Source organism: Streptomyces sp. NPDC001093 (assembly GCF_040298985.1).
GTDB lineage: Bacteria > Actinomycetota > Actinomycetes > Streptomycetales > Streptomycetaceae > Streptomyces.
Window position 1 is genome coordinate 85,351 of record NZ_JBEPBF010000023.1, and the last position, 15,187, is coordinate 100,537.

At 72.8% G+C, this 15,187-nt stretch carries 11 protein-coding genes and 1 pseudogene; 5 read left to right on the plus strand and 7 right to left on the minus strand.

Features of this window, described 5'->3' with window-relative positions:
- Position 1 precedes the first annotated feature (1 nt).
- Both ABT288_RS14750 and ctaD read right to left on the minus strand, forming a co-directional pair.
- Complete coding sequence (locus ABT288_RS14750) at positions 2 to 346, minus strand: cytochrome C oxidase subunit I (protein ID WP_351606850.1); 345 nt, start codon at positions 344 to 346, stop codon at positions 2 to 4.
- Positions 343 to 2,061, minus strand: a complete 1,719-nt coding sequence (gene ctaD / locus ABT288_RS14755; protein WP_351606852.1) for an aa3-type cytochrome oxidase subunit I — start codon at positions 2,059 to 2,061, stop codon at positions 343 to 345. Before ctaD ends, ABT288_RS14750 begins: the two co-directional genes overlap by 4 nt.
- A gap of 192 nt (positions 2,062 to 2,253) precedes the next feature.
- Between ctaD and ABT288_RS14760 the strand changes: the two genes are divergently transcribed.
- The 3 genes from ABT288_RS14760 to ABT288_RS14770 all read left to right on the plus strand — a co-directional run bounded on the left by ABT288_RS14760 (position 2,254) and on the right by ABT288_RS14770 (position 4,729).
- On the plus strand, positions 2,254 to 2,952 hold the full coding sequence (locus tag ABT288_RS14760; RefSeq protein WP_351606855.1) for a DUF4328 domain-containing protein: 699 nt from the start codon (positions 2,254 to 2,256) through the stop codon (positions 2,950 to 2,952).
- A gap of 39 nt (positions 2,953 to 2,991) precedes the next feature.
- Entirely contained in the window at positions 2,992 to 3,657 is a 666-nt protein-coding gene (locus tag ABT288_RS14765) for an SDR family NAD(P)-dependent oxidoreductase (protein ID WP_351606858.1), read from the plus strand.
- 124 nt (positions 3,658 to 3,781) lie between these two features.
- Positions 3,782 to 4,729 carry an MIP/aquaporin family protein gene (locus ABT288_RS14770; RefSeq protein ID WP_351606861.1) on the plus strand — a complete coding sequence of 316 codons (948 nt, stop codon included), beginning with the start codon at positions 3,782 to 3,784 and terminating at the stop codon, positions 4,727 to 4,729.
- An 18-nt stretch (positions 4,730 to 4,747) separates the two neighbouring features.
- Here the strand turns inward: ABT288_RS14770 and ABT288_RS14775 are convergent, their stop codons facing one another.
- From ABT288_RS14775 to ABT288_RS14785, 3 genes are all read right to left on the minus strand, one after another.
- Entirely contained in the window at positions 4,748 to 5,104 is a 357-nt protein-coding gene (locus ABT288_RS14775; RefSeq protein WP_351606864.1) for a winged helix-turn-helix domain-containing protein, read from the minus strand.
- On the minus strand, positions 5,101 to 5,565 hold the full coding sequence (locus tag ABT288_RS14780) for a hypothetical protein (RefSeq protein ID WP_351606866.1): 465 nt from the start codon (positions 5,563 to 5,565) through the stop codon (positions 5,101 to 5,103). Before ABT288_RS14780 ends, ABT288_RS14775 begins: the two co-directional genes overlap by 4 nt.
- Before the next feature lie 121 nt (positions 5,566 to 5,686).
- A complete protein-coding gene (locus ABT288_RS14785; RefSeq protein ID WP_351606869.1) occupies positions 5,687 to 6,778 on the minus strand; it encodes a PucR family transcriptional regulator in 1,092 nt (363 codons plus the stop codon).
- 287 nt (positions 6,779 to 7,065) lie between these two features.
- On the opposite strand from ABT288_RS14785, the gene ABT288_RS14790 reads away from it, so the two are divergent.
- Together ABT288_RS14790 and ABT288_RS14795 are read left to right on the plus strand one after the other, a co-directional pair.
- Complete coding sequence (locus ABT288_RS14790) at positions 7,066 to 9,255, plus strand: flotillin family protein (protein WP_351606871.1); 2,190 nt, start codon at positions 7,066 to 7,068, stop codon at positions 9,253 to 9,255.
- Between the two features lie 79 nt (positions 9,256 to 9,334).
- Positions 9,335 to 14,128 (plus strand): DNA repair ATPase, encoded by a 4,794-nt coding sequence (locus ABT288_RS14795; RefSeq protein WP_351606874.1) that lies wholly within the window; start codon positions 9,335 to 9,337, stop codon positions 14,126 to 14,128.
- A gap of 34 nt (positions 14,129 to 14,162) precedes the next feature.
- Here the strand turns inward: ABT288_RS14795 and ABT288_RS14800 are convergent, their stop codons facing one another.
- The gene (locus ABT288_RS14800) at positions 14,163 to 14,528 is read right to left on the minus strand and encodes a hypothetical protein (protein WP_351606877.1); all 366 of its coding nucleotides are present in this window, start codon (positions 14,526 to 14,528) and stop codon (positions 14,163 to 14,165) included.
- 66 nt (positions 14,529 to 14,594) lie between these two features.
- Positions 14,595 to 15,187: pseudogene (locus ABT288_RS14805) on the minus strand (SCO2400 family protein); the annotation flags it as partial.

Sequence of the window (15,187 nt, forward strand, 5' to 3'; positions counted from 1 at the left end):
CTCACAGGAGCAGCAGCAGCGTCGCCAGGGCCGTGCAGCCCGCGCACACGGCGAGGGTCAGGGCCACACAGCGGCGTTTCAGCTCCTGGTAGCGGTGTTCGTACTCGGCGCGCAGCGATGTGCAGCGGGCCGCGATGCGTTCCAGGTCGGCCCGGGAGCGGGCCAGGCAGTCGGCGGTGTAGCGGTGTTCGATCTCCTCGCGCTGCGCCGTCGTCAGCCACTCCAGGGGGCCGGTGAACTCCCGGGCGCGCCGCTCGGCCTCGGCGATGCGGGCCTGCCAGAGCAGGTATCCCTCCACCTCGTTGGCGAGCGCGTCGTCGGCGCCCTGCCTCGGCGGACCGCTCACCCCTGTCCCCGGTCGGGCCGCGCCGGGACCGGGTGCTCGTGCTCCTGCATCGCGATGTCGGGGTGGTGCAGGTCGAACGCCGGGGACTCGCTGCGGATGCGGGGCAGCGTGACGAAGTTGTGCCGCGGGGGCGGGCAGGAGGTCGCCCACTCCAGGGAGCGGCCGTAGCCCCAGGGGTCGTCCACGGCGACCGGCTTGCCGTACTTGGCCGTCTTCCAGACGTTGTAGAGGAACGGCAGCATCGACAGGCCGAGCAGGAACGAGCCGATGGTGGAGACGGTGTTGAGGGTGGTGAAGCCGTCGGCGGCCAGGTAGTCGGCGTAGCGGCGCGGCATGCCCTCGGCGCCCAGCCAGTGCTGGACCAGGAAGGTGGTGTGGAAGCCGACGAAGAGCGTCCAGAAGGTGATCTTGCCGAGGCGCTCGTCCAGCATCTTGCCGGTCATCTTCGGCCACCAGAAGTGGAAGCCGGCGAACATGGCGAACACGACCGTGCCGAAGACCACGTAGTGGAAGTGGGCCACCACGAAGTACGAGTCGGACACGTGGAAGTCCATCGGCGGGGAGGCCAGGATCACCCCCGTCAGGCCGCCGAAGAGGAACGTGACGAGGAAGCCCGCCGCCCAGAGCATCGGGGTCTCGAAGGACAGGCTGCCCTTCCACATCGTGCCGATCCAGTTGAAGAACTTCACACCGGTCGGCACGGCGATCAGGAAGGTCATGAAGGAGAAGAAGGGCAGCAGGACCCCGCCGGTGACGTACATGTGGTGGGCCCACACGGTCACGGACAGGGCGGCGATGGAGATGGTCGCGGCGATCAGGCCCATGTAGCCGAACATCGGCTTGCGGGAGAACACCGGGATGATCTCGCTGATGATGCCGAAGAACGGCAGCGCGATGATGTACACCTCCGGGTGTCCGAAGAACCAGAAGAGGTGTTGCCACAGCAGTGCTCCGCCGTTGGTGGCGTCGAAGACGTGGGCGCCGAACTTGCGGTCCGCCTCCAGGGCGAACAGCGCGGCCGCCAGGATGGGGAAGGCCAGCAGGACCAGTACGGCGGTCAGCAGCACGTTCCACACGAAGATCGGCATGCGGAACATGGTCAGACCGGGTGCGCGCATGCAGATGATCGTGGTGATGAAGTTGACCGAGCCGAGGATGGTGCCGAAACCGGAGAAGGCCAGACCCATGATCCACAGGTCGCCGCCGACTTCCGGCGAGCGGACCGCGTCCGTCAGCGGGGAGTAGGCGAACCAGCCGAAGGAGGCCGCTCCCTGCGGGGTGAGGAAGCCGCCCACCGCGATGAGCGAGCCGAACAGGTAGAGCCAGTAGGCGAACATGTTCAGCCGGGGGAACGCCACGTCGGGCGCGCCGATCTGCAGTGGCATGATCCAGTTGGTGAAGCCGGCGAACAGCGGTGTCGCGAACATCAGCAGCATCACGGTGCCGTGCATCGTGAACAGCTGGTTGAACTGCTCGTTCGAGACGATCTGCAGGCCGGGCCGGGCCAGTTCGGCGCGCATGATCAGTGCCATCACGCCACCGATCAGGAAGAACGCGAAGGACGTCACCAGATACAGCGTGCCGATCGTCTTGTGGTCGGTGGTCGTCAGCCACTTCACCACGACGTTGCCGGGCTGCCTGCCCCGGACCGGCACCTCGCTCTCGTAGGCGTCCTCGGCCGTGGCGGCACCATGGGGTTCGTTGAGGATGCTCACAAGTCGTCTGTCTCCTGCTGCTCGCGGTCCGCGCACGCCATACGTCGGCTACTGGCCATCCTTTGCCGTGGGACCGGGCACGCGTCGCCCGACGCGCGGCCAACCGCGTGACGGATACACCCGGACGGCGTAGCGGCCCCCTTCGCCCGAGGCCCCTGGTGGCCTGCGGCTTTCGTACGACAGGATGGCGGGGTGACCGAGAAGGAAGATCAGTTCGCCGCCCACCGGCCGGCGTACCGTCCGGTGCGGGTGGCCGGGCAGCTGGCTGTCGGGGGATTGCTGCTCGCCGGGCTCGCCTGGCTCGTGCGCGGGGTGTGGGAGGTGCGGCTCGCCGTCGCGGGGGAGCCGGGCGACGGGCCGCCGGACCAGGGGAACGGGGTGCACCGGCCGCTCAACTCCCTGGAGGACTCGTACCACTGGGTGACCTCGGCGGGGGCCTGGGCCGGCCTGGTCTGTGCCCTGCTGTTCCTGTCCTGGCTGTGGCGGCTGCGGGACAACGCGCGGGCGCTGTCGGGGGAAACGCCGAAGTACCTGGGGTTCTGGGTGTATCTCGGGTGGATCCTGCCCGTGTTCAATCTGTGGATACCGCGCGGGATCGTCGTCGACGCCTTCCGCTGCAGCGCTCCCGGACGGCGGCTGCCCGGATCCGTCAACGTGTGGTGGGCGCTGTGGCTGCTCGGGACGCTCGGCGGGGTGGGGGTCGTGTACCGCGACTCCACGGACGAGATCATCGGGCGTGCCTACAGTGAGGTGTGGCCGCTGCTCGTGTGCGACGCCGCCGTGGTGGGCGCCGCGATCGCCGGTGCCCTCGCCGTACGGGCCGTCACGGCCGTACAGGTGGAGCGGATCCGCGGACCCCACGCTCAGGCGGTCGAGCTCGAGGCCGTCTAGCGGTGTGGGGTGGTGCCCGGTGCGGTACGGATGGTGGGCATGAGCAGTATCGCCATTGTGGGCGCCGGGCCCGGGCTCGGGGCGGCCGTCGCGCGGCGGTTCGGGCGGGAGGGGTTCGCGGTGGCCCTCTTCGCCCGGGAACTCGACCGGCTCGACCCGCTGGTGCGGGACCTCGAGGGCAGTGGGGTGACGGCCCGGGCGTTCGTCGCCGACGTGCGCAGGCCCGAGGAGCTGGCCGCGGCTCTGCGGCGGGCGGCGGACGAGGTCGGCCCCGTCGAGGTGCTGCAGTACAGCCCGGTGCCGCACCGGGACTTCATGCGGCCCGTGCTGGAGACCCGGTACCGGGATCTGATCGGCCCCATCGAGTTCTCCGTGTACGGCCCCGTCGCCGCCGTGCAGCAGGTGCTGCCGGGGATGCGCCGGCTGGGGCGCGGCACGATCCTGCTCGTCAACGGCGGGACCGCCGTCGTACCGCACACCGACCGGGCCGGGACGTCCATCGCGTTCGCCGCGGAGAGCGCGTACGGCCATCTGCTGCACGAGCGGCTCGCCGGCGAGGGCATCCATGTCGCGCAGCTGGTGATCCCGGGGGCGATCACTCCGGGGCACGCGCGCAAGGACCCGGCCGTGCTGGCGGAGACGCTGTGGGGCATGCACCGGGACCGGCACGGGTTCCGGCACTTCGCCGACGACCTCGACAGCTGACCGGGGACCCTGAGGGCTGACGGGGCACGGTCATCCTGCGGGGAGGGGTTTCATGGGCCAATATCGTGATATTGGTCGTATTGCTCTCTTCATTGGCCGTACCGCTCTCCGCAAGGGGGCCTCCGTGGCTGTCGAAATCCCCGCGATCATCAAGCCGTCCCGGCTCAGACGCCGGGGCGGACTGCTGGGCGAGTGTCTCGCCGAGTTCCTCGGGACCTTCGTGCTCATCTCCTTCGGCTGCGGCGTGGTCGCGACGGCGGTCGCCGCGCTGCCCGGTTCCGGCCGTGCGGCGACCCCCACCACGATCTTCCTGGCGGCCGGCGACTGGCTGCTGATCGCCTGGGGCTGGGCGTTCGCCGTCGTCTTCGGCGTGTACGTGGCCGGCGGCGTCAGCGGTGCCCACATCAACCCGGCGGTGACCCTGGCCATGGCGGTGCGCCGCGGATTCTCCTGGGCGAAGGTCCTGCCGTACTGGTTCTCGCAGGTGGCCGGCGCGCTCACCGGCGCCGCGCTGGTCTATCTCGTGTACCACCAGGCGATCAACGCGTATGACGCCATCTCGCCCGCGCCGAAGGTGAACGGGCACACGAACGCCACCTTCTCGATCTTCGCCACCTTCCCGGCGGCGTACTACCACGGCGGGATCTGGGGGCCGCTGATCGACCAGATCGTCGGTACGGCGTTCCTGCTGATGCTCATCGCCGCCGTCCTCGACCTGCGCAACCAGGCCGTGAAAGCCAACCTCGCCCCGCTGATCGTGGGCTTCGTCGTCGCCGCCATCGGCCTGTCCTACGGCGCCAACGCGGGCTATGCCATCAACCCGGCCCGTGACTTCGGGCCGCGCCTGTTCACCTATGCGGCGGGCTGGGGCAGCCTCGCCTTCCCGGGCAGTGTGTCCGGCGTGTACAGCGGCTACTGGTGGATCCCCATCGTCGGGCCGCTGGTCGGCGGTGTGATCGGGATCGTCGTGTACGACCTCTTCGTCGGGGACGTCCTGCTGGTCCGGGCGGAGCTGGCCGAGCTGCCGGAGCCGGGGCGGGCGACGCCGGTGCGCACCACCGACGAGGAGTAGGCCTCCGGCCGCGGTCCCTCAGCCGCCGGGGGTCTCCTCCGCGCCGGCACCGGCACCCGCGGCCCGGCGGGCCGTCGCCGCGATCTCCTCCAGCGCCGCCAGATGGCGGGCGAGCGCCCTGCGGCCGGTGAACGTCAGCGCGGCCCAGGTGCGCGGGCGCTTGCCGAGGTAGCCCTTGCGGATGCTGACGTAGCCGGTCTTCTCCAGCGCGGAGAGGGTCTTGCTCAGGGTGGAGTCGGAGACCTGGCAGTAGTCCCGCAGGACGGCGAACTCCGCCTCGCCGCAGGCGGAGAGGTAGGCGGCGAGGGCCAGCCGGGTCGGGTGGTGCAGTTCGCGGTCGAGAGCGGGGGGCGTACCGCCTGCGGGGCCGGTCATGCGGTGCCCTCCTTCCAGGTCGCGCGCAGGATGTAGTCCGCGCCGGAGGCCAGACCGAAGGCGACGAGCCAGCCGGTCGTGCCGTACACCATCGCGGCCGGGATGCTGATCGCCAGGGGGATGAACGGCACCACCCAGGCATGCCAGGCGGGGCGGCCGGGCCCGCAGTCCCGGCGGATCCAGCGCGTCACTCCGCCGTGGTGCGCGCCGAGCCAGATCAGTACGAAGAAGGCGATCAGGCTCGCGAGGCCGGCGAGCAGGAGCCAGATTCCCCACTGCGGCTCCCGGTCGGCCACGCCCAGTGCAGTGAAGCCGGCCGCGAAGGTCAGGCCCTGGCCGATGGCGTAACCGCGCGGCCTGTTGCGTTCGCTCTCCTTGCGTGCCGCGGTCCGTGCGGCGCAGGCGGCGGCGAGCGCCTCCCGCGCCTGCCGGGCGTCCATCGGTTCCCCCGTGCTGTTCATGCGTGCCTCCATGCGGGCGGTTGTCCTGGAGGGCGGGTGGTCGCGCCGCCCCGGTGGATACCGCAAGCATGGACAGTACTTTCCTTAAATGCAAGTACTTTCATCGCACCGAAGCCGCCGTTCACAGCGGTTGGTTCGGCCAGTCCAGCAGGCGCGCGCCGATCACGGCCGTCTGGAGCATGTAGCGGTGCGCCGGGTCGGCGGGATCGGCACCGGTGAGCGTGTGGATGCGTTCCAGGCGGTAGGTGAGCGCGCGGACGCTGAGGGAGAGCCGGCGGGCGGCCTCGGCGGCGACGCAGCCGGAGTCGAAGTACGCGCCGAGCGTGTCCAGGAGCGGTACGACCCCGCCGCGGGCCTTGGTGAGCGGGGCGAGGGTGTGGGTCACCAGGTCGACCAGCGCCTGCCGGTCCCGCGCCAGCACCGGGTAGACGAGGAGGTCGGCGGCGCGCAGCACCGGCCCGGGCAGGTTGAGCCGGGCGGCCATCTCCAGCGCGGCCAGAGCCTCCTCGTACGACTGCACGACCCCGCCGGCGCCGTGCTGCGGGCGGCCGATGGCGACCCGCAGCGCCGCGCCGTCGCCGCCCGTCGCCGCGTACGCCTGCTTGGCGAAGTGCAGGAGGATCTCGTCCTCGTCGCCGGGCGCGATGCACAGCAGCCGGCCGTTCTTGGTGGTGAGCAGGATGCTGCGCGAGTCGAAGCGGGCCAGCACGGCGGCCTCGACCCGGCGGGCGACCGGCCCGCTCTCGACGTAGGCGGACGGTCCCTCGGCGACGGCCACCGCGTGCGCCCGGGACAGGTGCAGGCCGAAGCGTTCGGCGCGCTCGACGAGGCGGCCCAGGTCGCTGCGGCCGTAGAGCAGGTCGTCGATGAACTCCCGGCGCGCGGCCTCCTCGCGGCGCACCGAGAGCCGCTGCGCGCGTTCGTAGCCCTCGGCGAACGCGTCGATCGCCTGCTCCACGGCGGCCAGCGTGGCCAGGCTGCTCTCGGCCGAGCCGGGCACGGCCGGCCAGGTGGCGCGGGTGGCGGCCAGGTGGGCCACGATCAGCGCGCGCAGTCCGTGCCCCGCCTCGGCCGCCTGCTCGCCCAGGGTCCGACGGGTCTTCAGTTCCTCTCTGGTCAGCCGCCGCCCGGTGGCCGATACCTCGGACAACGTCCGGGCGAAACCGTCCAGATAGTGCTCGGACGCGTCGCGTATGCCGTGCTTGTCCCCCATGCCGGTCCCGGCCCCCGTCCCCCGTGTCCCGCGAATCTTGACGCGCCGGTGACGTTTTCTTAGCGCCGGTCCGGCATCAAGACCCTAGTGAACACTGCCGGAGACCGGCAATGCGCTGGTGTACGCCCTGGCCGCACCATCGTCGGCGGGGAGCACTACGGAGGATCGCGGTGCCGGACACCGGCGGACGACCGGTGGTCAAGGACCGGTACGGGGGTCCGGTACATGGTCCGGCACCGCGATCCCGGGGGCTCCGTACTTCATCGTCTGACGCAAGGACGTATGCCATGGAAGCCCTCGGCGTGCTCGTCGCCGTCTGTCTCGTCGCCGTGGTGCTCGCGGTGTTCGCGTTCTCCCGGCTGTACCGCAAGGTGGACCAGAGCCAGGCCCTGATCGTGTCGAAGACGCGCCAGGTGGACGTGTCCTTCACCGGCCAGGTCGTGCTGCCGATCCTGCACAAGGCCGAGGTCATGGACATCTCGGTGAAGACCATCGAGATCAGCCGCTCGGGGCGGGACGGACTGATCTGCCGGGACAACATCCGCGCCGACATCCGGATCCTGTTCTTCGTGAAGGTCAACAAGACCGTCCCGGACGTCATCAAGGTCGCCCAGACCGTCGGCACCGAGCGCGCCAGCCACCAGGACACGCTCCAGGAGCTGTTCCACGCGAAGTTCTCCGAGGCGCTCAAGACCGTCGGCAAGCAGATGGACTTCACCGACCTCTACACCAAGCGCGAGGAACTCCGGTACCACATCATCGAGTTGATCGGCATCGACCTCAACGGCTACCACCTCGAGGACGCGGCGATCGACTACCTGGAGCAGACCCCGCTCTCCCAGATGGACCCGGCCAACGTCCTCGACGCCGAGGGCATCCGCAAGATCACCGAGCTGACGGCGATCGAGCACGTGCGCACCAACGAGGCCAAGCGCAACGAGCAGAAGGAGATCACCCGCCAGGACGTCGACGCCCGCGAGGCCATCCTGGAGCTGGAGCGGCGCCAGGCGGACGCCGAGATCAAGCAGAAGCGGGAGATCGAGACCTCCCGGGCCCGCGAGGAGGCCGAGACCGCCCGCGTGGTGGAGGAGGAACGGCTGCGCGCCCAGGGCGCCTTCCTGCGCACCGAGGAACAGCTCGGCGTGCAGCGCGAGAACCAGGCCCGTGAGATCGCCGTCGCCGCGAAGAACCGCGAGCGGGTCCTCGCCGTCGAGAACGAGCGCATCGAGAAGGACCGCCTGCTGGAGGTCATCGCCCGGGAACGGGAGACCCAGCTGACGAAGATCGCCGCCGAGAAGGAGGTCGAGGCGGAGAAGCGGGAGATCGCCGAGGTCGTTCGGGAACGGGTCGCGGTGGACCGTACGGTCGCCGAGCAGGAGGAGTCCATCAAGAAGCTGCGTGTGGTCGAGGAGGCGGAGCGCGAGCGGCAGGCGCTCGTCATCGCCGCCGAGGCGGAGGCGCAGGAGAAGCTGGTCAAGGACATCAAGGCCGCCGAGGCCGCGGAACAGGCGGCCACGCACCGCGCCGCCGAGGAACTCACCCTCGCCGAGGCCCGGTTGAAGACCGCCGACCTCGACGCCCGGGCCAAGCTGCGGCTCGCCGAGGGCGTCCAGGCCGAGGCCGCCGCCGAGGGTCTGGCCGCCGTGCAGGTCCGCGACAAGGAGGCCGAGGTCACCGTGAAGGCCGGGCGCGCGGCGGCGGAGGCCACCGGGGCACGGCTGAAGGCCGAGGCCGAGGGCACCCAGGCCAAGGCGCTCGCGGAGGCCGAGGGCGCGCGGGCGAAGGGGCTCGCGGAGGCCGAGGGCGCGCGGGCGGCCGCGGAGGCCACCGAGGCGCGGCTGAAGGCCGAGGCGGAGGGCGCGCGGGCCAAGGGCCTGGCCGAGGCCGAGGGGACCAGGGCGAAGGCGCTCGCGGAAGCCACCGCCATCGGCGAGAAGCTGAAGGCCGAGGCCGCCGGTCTCACCGAGAAGGCCGCCGCGATGGCCGCGCTGGACGAGGCCTCGCGCGGGCACGAGGAGTACCGGCTGCGGCTGCAGGCGGAGAAGGAGATCCGGCTGGCCGGCCTGGAGACCCAGCGGCAGGTGGCCGAGGCGCAGGCGACGGTGCTGGCGACCGGCCTGGAGAACGCCGACATCGACATCGTCGGCGGGGAGTCCGTCTTCTTCGACCGCCTGGTGTCCTCCATCTCCCTCGGCAAGGGCGTGGACGGCTTCGTCGCCAACTCCCGTACCGCGCAGGCCCTGGCGAAGCCCTGGCTGGACGGCTCGGGCAGCTTCACCGACGACCTCTCCCACATCCTCGGCTCGCTCGGCTCGGCGGACGTGCGGAACCTGACGGTGTCGGCGCTGCTGGCGAAGCAGATCAAGAACGGCGGCCCGCAGGCGGGACAGCTCCAGAAGCTCCTCGACCGGGCGAGCGAACTGGGCCTGTCGGACACACCGGTGACGGCCCTGAACGGGAGCGGCACGGGGAGCTGAGACGGGACAGGGGCGGGGCGGACGACCCCGTGGCCCCGAGCCGGTAGCCGCACAGTCCACGAAGGGAAACCCATCCGTCATGGCAACCGATGGTGCCGTTGACGCCGGCACCTACGAGGTGCTCCGCGACCGGCTCGCCGGGCATGCCGCCGAGCTCGCCCGGCGGGCCGAGGACCTCAACGCGCGCCGGGCCGAGGAGTTCGGCTCGGCGCGGCTGGACCTCGCGCGCACCGCTCGCCTCCACACCGAGCACGCGTGCACGCCGAGCGACATCGTGGCCGTGGGGGACGCGCTCCTCTTCGGCGTGACCGGCGGAGCCGCGGACGTCCTCGCGCTGTACGGCCGCGACGGCGAGCGGCTGGCTGAGGACGCCGTACCCGGTCTGCTGGACGACCCTGCTTTCGTGCGGGAGTTCGGCGCGCTGCACCGTTACTACCGCGGAGCGAGCCTGCTGCGGCTGCGCCGGGTCGACGGCCGGCTGCTGGCGGTGTTCCGCACCGGCGAGAAGGCCGAGGACGTCCGCGTCCTGCGCTGGGGCCTCGCCGAGGACGGCCGCGTGGCGTTCCTGGACGCGCGCGGCGACCGCGACGACGTCTTCCCGCCGGCCCAGGACGTCACCTGGACGGAGACCACCCGGGAGGACCACGTCCTCGGCCGGGACCAGTACGTCGCCGTCCCCGGGGGACTGGGGGTGTCCACCGTCGGCGGATCGCTCACCGTGCGCACCACCGACGGTGAGGAGCTGCACGCCGAGCCCGTGCAGGAGCCGCTGCAGGCACTCGCGGACGCGGCGGTCGGGCATGCGCGGGTCGGTGCGCTGGTGCTGCTGCGGGTGCGGCCGTACAAGGAGGAGGACGACCGGTACCTCGTGTTCGACACGCTGTCCCGCACCGTCGTCCGGCTCGACGGGATCGGGCAGGCGTGCCGGCGGCTGCCCGAGGAGCAGGGGATCGTCTTCCCGGGCGGGTACTGCCTGGCGGGCGGAACCCACAAGACGTACGAACTCGACGTCTCGGGGCTGGAGTTCGAGCGGGAGGTGCGCGCGCCGAACGGGGAGGACGTGCTGTACGCCTTCCGGTCCCGGGCCGGCGGGCGCACGCTGCTGCTGTCGTACAACACCCTGCGCAAGGAGGTCGCGAACCCGCTGCCGTGCCGGGGCTGGGCGCTGTTCGAGGACGGCGCGCTCGCCGTGCTGCGCGACGGGGGCGAGGAGCCCGCGCACACGCATCCGGTGCAGTGGTGGACCTCGCCGTACGTCTCCGACACGCACGCCGCCGCGCTGCGCACCGGCACCGGCGCGTTCGCCCGGGTCGGCAACGCGGATCTCGTGCGCGGGCTCGCCGACTGCCTGTCCGTGGCCGGGCTGGTGGCCGACGGCATCGAGACCAGCGAGGGGTACCGGGCGCTGGTGGCGGCCTGTGTGCGGGCCGCCGACGCCCATCACTGGCTGGCCGACCCCGAACTTGGCCAGCTGGCAGGCCCGTTGGGGGAGGTCCGTACGGCCGCCGAGCAGGTGCTGGGCGAGTTCGAGACCGTGCGGGAGCTGACCCGGCACGCCGCGGACGCCCTCGACGAGGCCGACGCGCGGATCGCCGCCGTGGTGCGCCGGCTGCGCGGGGAGGCGCCGCGCGAGGCCGCCGCCTGGGTGCGCGGGCTGACCGAGCTCCGGCACGCGCACGGGCACCTGCTGACGCTGCGGGAGCTGCGGTACGTGGATGCCGCCCGGCTGGCGGAACTGGCGGCCGCGGCCGAGGACGACCTCGCCTCCTTCGGGCGGCGCGCGGTGCAGTTCCTGGCCCGCGATGACGCCTTCGCGGGGCAGCAGGCGGAGGTCGAGCGGCTGGTCCAGGAGGCGGCGGCCGTCGGGACCGTGGCCCAGGGCGGGCCGGTGGCCGCCCGGCTCGACGAGCTCTCCGACGGGCTGCGCACGGTCACCGAGGTCGTGACCGGCCTCGACATCGCCGACGCCACCGTCCGTACCGCCGTCCTCGAGCGGATCGCCGAGGTGCTGGGCGGCGTCAACCGGGCCCGGGCGACCCTGGACGCCCGGCGCCGCAGCCTCCAGGACAGCGAGGGGCGGGCCGAGTTCGCCGCCGAGACCGCGCTGCTCGCCCAGGCCGTCACCGCGGCGCTCGCCGCGTCCGGAACGCCCGAGGAGTGCGACGACCAACTCGCCTCCGTCCTGGCCCGGTTGGAGGACCTGGACGGCCGGTTCGCCGAGTTCGACGACTTCCTCACGGAACTCGCCGACCGGCGCACCGAGCTCTACGAGACGTTCGCCGCCCGCAAGCAGTCCCTCGCCGACGCCCGCGCCCGCCGCGCCGAGCAGCTCGCGCTCTCGGCGGGGCGCATGCTGGAGTCGGTCGCCCGTCGCGCCGCCACGCTGCCCGATGCCGACGCGGTCACCACGTACTTCGCCTCCGACCCGCTGGTCGCCAAGGTCCGCCGTACCGCCGGCGAACTGCGCGCCCTCGGCGACAGCGTGCGCGCCGAGGAGCTCGACGGCCGGCTGAAGTCCGCCCGCCAGGAGGCCGCCCGCGCCCTGCGCGACCGCGCCGACCTGTACGCCGAGGACGGCCGCACCCTGCTGCTCGGCGGCCATCGCTTCGCCGTCAACACCCAGCCGCTCGACCTCACCCTCGTCCCGCACGGCGACACCCTCGCCTTCGCGGTGACCGGCACGGACTACCGCGCCCCGGTCGCCGACCCGGACTTCGCGGCGTACCGCCCCTACTGGGACCGCCACCTGCCGTCCGAGTCGCCGGAGGTCTACCGCGCCGAGCACCTCGCCGCCCGCCTGCTCGCCGAGCACGGCCCGGCCGCCCTCGCCGCCGCCGACGACCTGCCGGACCTGGTCCGCCGGGCGGCGCAGGAGTCGTACGACGAGGGCTACGAGCGGGGCGTCCACGACCACGACGCGACCGTCGTGCTCCGGGCCCTGCTGCCCCTGTACGAGGGCGCCGGCACCCTGCGCCACGAGCCCGCCGCCCGCGCCGCCGCCCAGCTGTTCTGGGCGCACGGCACGACGGACGAGGCCCGGACGGCCTGGTCCCGGCGGGCGGTGTCGCTGGCTCGGGCCCGGGACGCCTTCGGCGCCGTACCGGCCATCGGGGAGCTTCAGCGGGAGCTGGCCGGGGCGATCGAGGCCTGGGACGCGTCGGTGGCGGGCGGGCCGGCCGCCGCGTACCTCTTCGAGGAGCTGACCTGCGGTCCTGCGGGCTTCGTCCTCGGCCTCACGGCGCGCACCCTGCTGGAGAAGTTCCGGCACGCGGAGGGCGGTTACCGCACGGACCTGGAGGGGCTGACCGAGCTGGCCGCGCGCCGGCAGGTGGTGCACGCCTGGCTCGCCGCGTACGCCGCCGCCACCGGCACCGAGGCCGGGCCCGGCGAGCTGGCCGAGGCGGTCGCCGCCGAGCTCTGCCCGGACCTGCCCCGCTACGACGGCGAGGCCCCGCTGACGGCGACCGCCGAGGGCCTGCTGGGCACGCACCCTCGGGTGGCCGGCGGTCAACTGCCCGTTCGCCTGGACGAGTTCCTCTCCCGGACGGCCCGGTTCGCGGCCGAGGAGGTCCCCGCCTTCCGCGCCTACCAGCGCCGCCGTACGGCCCTGGTGGCCGCCGAGCGCGACCGGCTCCGGCTGGACGACCACCGCCCGCGGGTGATGCCGGCGTTCGTCCGGGGCCGCCTCGTCGACGAGGTGTACCTGCCGCTGATCGGCGACAGCCTGGCCCGGCAGCTGGGCACCACCGGCGAGTCCAGGCGCACCGACACCGGCGGTCTGCTCCTGCTGGTCTCCCCGCCCGGCTACGGCAAGACGACGCTGATGGAGTACGTCGCCGACCGGCTCGGCCTGATGCTGGTCAGGGTCAGCGGCCCGGCGCTCGGCCACACCGTCACCTCGCTGGACCCGGCCGACGCCCCGAACGCCACCGCCCGCCGCGAGATCGAGAAGATCAACTTCGCGCTGGCGGCCGGCAACAACACGCTCCTGTACCTCGACGACATCCAGCACACCTCGCCCGAGCTGCTGCAGAAGTTCATCCCGCTGTGCGACGCCACCCGGCGGGTGGACGGCGTGTGGGACGGCGAGCCGCGCACCTACGACCTGCGCGGCAAGCGCTTCGCGGTGTGCATGGCCGGCAACCCCTACACCGAGTCCGGCGAGCGCTTCCGTGTCCCCGACATGCTCGCCAACCGCGCCGACGTGTGGAACCTCGGCGACGTCCTCACCGGCAAGGAGGACGTCTTCGCGCTCAGCTTCGTCGAGAACGCCCTCACCGCCAACCCGGTGCTGGCCCCGCTGGCCGCCCGCGACCGCGCCGACCTGGACCTGCTGGTCCGGCTGGCCGGCGCCGACCCGACGGCCCGCGCCGACCGCCTGACCCGCCCGGTGCCGCCGGCCGAACTGGCGGCCGTCGTGGCCGTGCTGCGCCATGTGCTGGCGGTCCGCGAGACGGTGCTGAAGGTGAACGAGGCCTACATCGCCTCCGCCGCCCGGTCGGAGGCCGCCCGCACGGAGCCCGCCTTCCGCCTCCAGGGCTCCTACCGCGACATGAACCGGATCGCCGGGCGCCTGCGCCCGGTCATGAACGACACCGAACGCGAGGCCGTCGTCGACGACCACTACACGGCCGAGGCCCAGACCCTCACCACGGGCGCCGAGGCCAACCTGCTGAAACTCGCCGAACTGCGCGGCACGCTGAGCCCGGCGCAGGCCGCCCGCTGGGCCGAGGTGAAGAGCGCCGATACGCGCGCCCGCGCCCTCGGCGGGCACGGGGAGGATCCCGTGAGCCGGGCGGTGGCCGCACTGGGACTGCTCGCGGACCGGATCGCGGCGGTGGAGTCGGCCATCGAGCGCGGGCGGGAGCGGTGAAGGAGCGGGAGCGTCTGCGGGGTGGGCGAGCCGGTCAGAAGTCGATGTTCGAGTGCTGGAACCCCTCGCCCAGGGCGTGGACCGCGACGACCCACATCACCAGCGTGCCGAGGAGCGCACCGGCCGCCGCCCACACCGCGGCCCGGCGCCGGAGCAGCCCGCCGATGACGCCGAGGAGCACGGCACCGCCCACCGGGCCGCCGACGAGCACCAGCCCCCAGTGCACCGCCGACATCACCGGCTCGCGCTGCCCCCGGCAACCGGCCGGGCCGCCGAAACAGGCGAGCACGTCATGGCTGAAGCGGTACCACCCGTAGAGCAGGGGCAGCAGCAGGAGCGCGGTCGGCACCAGCAGCGCGACGACCGGGCCACGGTCCGGCGCGGAAGGAGAAGAGGTCACCGCCCCATCCTGGTGAGCCGCCGGTGCCCGGCACATCCGTGCTCGTACTCATCTGCCCATCTGCCGTCAGCCGAGGCAGACCACGACCAGGCAGAGCTGGTTGGAGGACGTGGACGACGGGGACGTCGGGGACGACGGAGACGACGGCGAGGTGGAGGTGCTGCTGCCGCTGCCGGTGGAGTTGGTCGGCTGGGAGGTCGTACCGGAGGAACCCGTGCTCGTGCCGGTGCCGGTGCCGGCGCTCGTGTTCGTGCTCGTACCGGAGGACGACGGCGCGGTGCTCCGTGGCTGCGGAGCGGCCGGGTGCGCGGCCGCCGCGGTGGTGAGCGGCCGGCCGGCGGACTGTGCCGTGCGGGCCGCGGGGGCGAGGGACTGCTGCCGGGGGGCGTTCACGGCGGGCGTCTGTGCCGTCGGCGTGCCGGAGGCGCGCCGGTGCGTGGCGGCGGGCGGGGCCGGTGTGGACGGCGGGCTGCTGGGCGCGGCCGACGGGTCCTCGGTGAGGCCCATGCTCCGGTGGTCCGGTGCGGTGGCCGCCTGGGCCTTGTCGCCGTTGCCGCGGTCCAGCGAGGCGAGCGTCAGGCCGCCGCCGACGAGCGCGACGGCGGTCGCCACCACGGCCCGGCGCTGGTTCTTCTTCCAGCGCGCCAGCTGCCGGCGCC